Annotated in this window: 4 protein-coding genes, 1 pseudogene and 1 other annotated feature; of the genes and pseudogenes, 2 read left to right on the forward strand and 3 right to left on the reverse strand. The window is 59.9% G+C overall.

Going from position 1 to position 4,020, the window contains the following annotated elements; translation table 11 throughout:
- Positions 1-464: 464 nt before the first annotated feature.
- From EOA85_RS29435 to EOA85_RS29445, 3 genes are all read right to left on the reverse strand, one after another.
- The gene (locus tag EOA85_RS29435; protein WP_029351792.1) at positions 465-674 is read right to left on the reverse strand and encodes a hypothetical protein; all 210 of its coding nucleotides are present in this window, start codon (positions 672-674) and stop codon (positions 465-467) included.
- Positions 675-858: 184 nt separating this feature from the next.
- Positions 859-1,041 carry a DUF3606 domain-containing protein gene (locus EOA85_RS29440; protein WP_127212095.1) on the reverse strand — a complete coding sequence of 61 codons (183 nt, stop codon included), beginning with the start codon at positions 1,039-1,041 and terminating at the stop codon, positions 859-861.
- A 464-nt stretch (positions 1,042-1,505) separates the two neighbouring features.
- Entirely contained in the window at positions 1,506-2,147 is a 642-nt protein-coding gene (locus EOA85_RS29445; RefSeq protein ID WP_127212096.1) for a peroxiredoxin-like family protein, read from the reverse strand.
- A 566-nt stretch (positions 2,148-2,713) separates the two neighbouring features.
- Here EOA85_RS29445 and EOA85_RS29450 point away from each other — a divergent pair.
- Positions 2,714-2,850 (forward strand): annotated as a pseudogene (locus EOA85_RS29450) (IS3 family transposase); the annotation flags it as partial.
- Positions 2,779-2,888: a sequence feature (AL1L pseudoknot), on the forward strand. Its footprint overlaps the pseudogene before it by 72 nt.
- A gap of 178 nt (positions 2,889-3,066) precedes the next feature.
- The coding region (locus EOA85_RS29455; RefSeq protein ID WP_127212097.1) for an MFS transporter at positions 3,067-4,020 on the forward strand (954 nt) is incomplete at its 3' end.

Here is a 4,020-nt window from a genome sequence, read left to right on the forward strand (position 1 = left end):
GTTTTCGATCAGGCGCGCCCAGGTCTCGGGCGTATAGCTGAATTTCGTGAGATACATGGGCATGGTTCGCCTCCAGCGCTGCCGATCCCCGCGGCTCGGCGTCAAGGGATCGAGGGGAATGGCGCCGAGCCTAACTGGCTTGGGCAGTTCGCCGGCTGACGAAATATGCTCTTAAGCTAATATAAGAGCAACAGCTATAAATCCGCGCTCCATAGGTCGCCTCATAGGCTTCCGCCGAAGAGACCGCAGAATGCTGGATGGTTCCAGTTCGACTTTTTGGTCATGCCGGTTCGCCAATGTGAGTCAGCTAATTTAGTACCTTTGCTTATCAAGGCAAAATCCGGTCTTAGCGCAAATAACGAGCGGGCAGGCGCGCGACATTTGCCTGCCGTGCCAATAAACCTATCTGCAGCCAAAGCAGCATTACAAGCGAGTGGGAAATTAACCGGCAGTCGGCGCAATCATCAGGAGGCCCGGCTCTGCCGGGCCTCCTTCGAGCCTGTCTCGGAGCCTGTCTCGTTCAAGAGGCTGCAGAGCGAAACGGCCTCGTCGTGACACAGGCCGATCAGCGCAAGCGCCGAAAACTGGGCCGGCAGATCGAGCCTGACGTCCCACACCATCCATCTGCCGTTTGGCTCCATGACACATTCAAAACGCAATGCACCGTCCGACATTCGACCCCCCAACGATTGCCCGCTAGGTGGTATCGCGTCAAAGTAAAAGAGTTATTGCGTTCCTGAAACCTTGCGTTGAATCCGGCCGATAGCGCCGGCAGGCACCGGAAACACGCGGTATGGTCAAGTCGCAGTGATGGATCCGGCCGCGGTGATGGTCCGGGTCGACGCCGCCGGACGCGGATCAGGCGTTGCGGCTCGCCATATGCGCATCGAGTTTCTTTCTCGAAGGCCCGTACCGCTTGATGATGGTCGCGGCCTCGCTCGGCGGTATGCCGTATTTTCTTGCAAAAGCCGCAACGTCGTAAGGCTCCTCGCCGGAGGCCGGTTTGCGGTCCTGCTTGCTCCTGGATTTGTCGTCGGCCATTGTCATCCTCCGTCACATCCGGTCGATATAGGGTGCCCTGGTCCGGCCGACCATCCTTACCATTCGGAAAGGCGGGCACACCGGTCCCCCGGGGCATTGCTGCGCGATGCAGCAGTCTGATCGGATCAAGACCGATCGGTTGGCCGGCTGGGGAGCTGCTGGTTCCCGCTCATGGGCTCGAACCACGATTCACGCCTTCATGACGACAACGTCGCTCTAGGTGGCAACTTGCCGTATGGCGCGCCTGTCGGAATGACGTGATTGCGACAAGGAGCGGACGTCGTCCAGCCCATGCGCTGAGGCTTGCTCACTCCAGCGTTAGGTCGCTCCGCGGGCCGTTGAATGGAGATCGAAGAAGCCTACGGGCAGACCTTTAGCCCTCCGTCGATGATTGTTAAATCCAAAGAATCACCACAGGACGGTGGCCGACGAGCGAGTTTTCAGCAGCCCATTTCCGCAGCCTATTAATGTGAAACTTGGGAAGCTGCCGACATCAATTCCTCGGGATTCAGCGCTCTGAAGGTGTTGAGGCCATCCTCCAGAACTTCAGTGAAGTTCCAGCGTACGATGCCCGCCCGGTCGATTAGGAACTGACCGACAAGCTGCGCCTGGCTGGAAGCCATCGCCTGCTGATCGACTTCAGTAATCTCATATCCTTCCTTCTTGTTAAGAAATTCATTCATTGCCATGACGTCCATAGGCTCGGGCAACTCGCCCGGGAGATGGAACGGTATCGCCATGACCGTGTCCATCCCGACCTCGCGCAAGCCGAAAGCACGGTGCGAGGTCCGCTCCGGGTCGGATGCGGCGAGAAGATCGGGTGCCGGGTGGTAACGGAAATAGAGCCGCGCCCGCTCGACCGGCGTGTTGACCACCGCCAGGCATTCGACGCCTTTCTCACGCAGGGCCGGCTTGAGTTGCGCCATCGTCGCGACATGGCGCCGGCAGAACGGACAGTGCAGGCCTCGAAACAAACCGATCAACAACGGACTGCGGCCTCGAAAATCATCGAGCGCGATCTTGCCTTCGCGCGAGATCGCATCGAGTACAACATTCGGTGCCCGGTTGCCCGGCTGCAGCGGGCAGTCGACATTACTCGTGGACATGGACAACCTCCTCGCCCCGGATCAGTCAAGAAAAGGCAGCACACCCACTCTTCGGAGTTGAGCCTGTGCTGGGGGGCGCAAAAACTTCCTGCGCCAGGGCAAATTAGCTTTCGGCCTCTGCCATATTGCCGAGGTCGAGATTACGCGTGTTGCAAACGCATCATAACACGAAAATGCATCTGCGGGTCGCCCCGTTTCGCGAGCCGTCTCGAGCGCCGCAGTACACAATGGGTCGTTTCATCCGCGCCATGGCATGACACAGCGGCGAGACCGATTGGATCTTCAGATACGCGCGTCCTTGCGGTGTTTACGTCTGGAAACTTGGGCGGGCCTCGAAGTGACCGGATACCAAATGTCGTGAATGACCCACACTAGAGCACTCCCGAATGCTCTTGCGCTGAAGGTCCGAAGACGACGCTCAGCAGCTGTGCGCAACATCCTGGCCTGTGGTCCATTTCCAGCACGGACCGCCTCCAGGATCGCATTTTCAAGAGCAGGTCCAGGCGTTCTGGTCCCTAGTGGGCTTCACGGGTGGGCTGAGGCGTGCGAGTTTTCTGTCGCGGAGCGTGGAGGAAGAGGAACGTGAGGACCGCGAGCTTCGGCAGGCCAACGAGATTCTGCGCAAGGCGAGCGCGTATTTTGCCCAGGCGGAGCTCGACCGCCGATTCAAGCCATGATCGCGTTCATCGATGATCACCGAGAGGCGCATGATGTCAGCCGATCGTGTTGCCGATCGCCCCGTCGATATTCCAAAGCCTCGGTAGCCGGCGATTGTCGCGCGGAACGTTGAACTCCACAGAGGGAAACTTTACGACTTGAGCGGCCTTCTGGAGGGGTAGCCGGGCCAGGGTCGGCCCGACCTTTTGCGGTGTCCGATCAATGGATCCTAAGAAATGACAAAGTTGCTCTGAGGCTGGCCGTGCTTGGCATTCTTGCAAACCGCACCTACCGCCATCTCTTCGCGGCTCAGGTCATCGCCTTGATCGGCACCGGCCTTGCCACGGTTGCTCTCGGTCTTTTGGCATTCGAACTGGCGGGCGGTGAGGCCGGCGCGGTGCTCGGGACGGCGCTCGCCATCAAGATGATAGCCTATGTCGGCGTCGCGCCCGTAGCTGCTGCTTTCGCCGAACGGTTGCCGCGGCGCGCGATGCTGGTGAGTCTGGACCTTGTCCGGGCGGCGGTGGCGGTGCTTCTGCCCTTCGTCGTCGAAGTCTGGCAGGTCTATGTGCTCATCTTCGTCCTGCAGTCGGCTTCGGCTGCATTCACGCCGACCTTTCAAGCCACCATTCCCGATGTCTTGCCCGACGAGAAGGGATACACAAGGGCGCTTTCTTTATCGCGGCTCGCCTACGATCTGGAAAGCCTTGTCAGTCCGATGCTCGCCGCCGCCCTGCTGACGGTGGTCAGCTTCCACAGCCTGTTCGCAGGTACTGTGATCGGTTTCCTGGTCTCCGCTGCGCTGGTTGTCTCGGTTATGCTCCCCAGTCCAAGGCCCTCCACGCCGCGTGGCATCTACGAGCGCACCACGCGCGGAACCCGCATTTACCTGGCGACACCACGTCTACGGGGATTGCTGGCTGTCAATATGGCGGTCGCCGCAGCGGGCGCGATGGTGATCGTCAACACGGTCGTCATTGTGCAGGGAGAATTCGGCCTCACCCAGCGGGCAACTGCACTGGCGCTGGCCGCTTTCGGTGGCGGATCGATGCTTGCGGCACTTGCGCTGCCAAAGCTGCTCGAGCTCGTTCCCGACCGCTCGGCCATGCTCGCGGGCGTTCTCCTGCTGGTCTGCGGTCTCCTTTTCGGTGTGGCGGTTTCCAGCTATCAAGGGCTTTTGCCGCTCTGGTTTGCGCTCGGGTTGGGATATTTAGGC

The sequence above is a fragment of the Mesorhizobium sp. M5C.F.Ca.IN.020.29.1.1 genome (assembly GCF_003997375.1).
In the GTDB taxonomy this organism is placed as follows: domain Bacteria; phylum Pseudomonadota; class Alphaproteobacteria; order Rhizobiales; family Rhizobiaceae; genus Mesorhizobium; species Mesorhizobium wenxiniae.

Excerpts from the sequence above, each read along its gene's own strand:
- EOA85_RS29445 (WP_127212096.1), bottom strand. The coding sequence starts at position 2,147 with ATGTCCACGAGTAATGTCGACTGCCCGCTGCAGCCGGGCAACCGGGCA.
- EOA85_RS29435 (WP_029351792.1), bottom strand. The coding sequence starts at position 674 with ATGTCGGACGGTGCATTGCGTTTTGAATGTGTCATGGAGCCAAACGGC.
- EOA85_RS29440 (WP_127212095.1), bottom strand. The coding sequence starts at position 1,041 with ATGGCCGACGACAAATCCAGGAGCAAGCAGGACCGCAAACCGGCCTCC.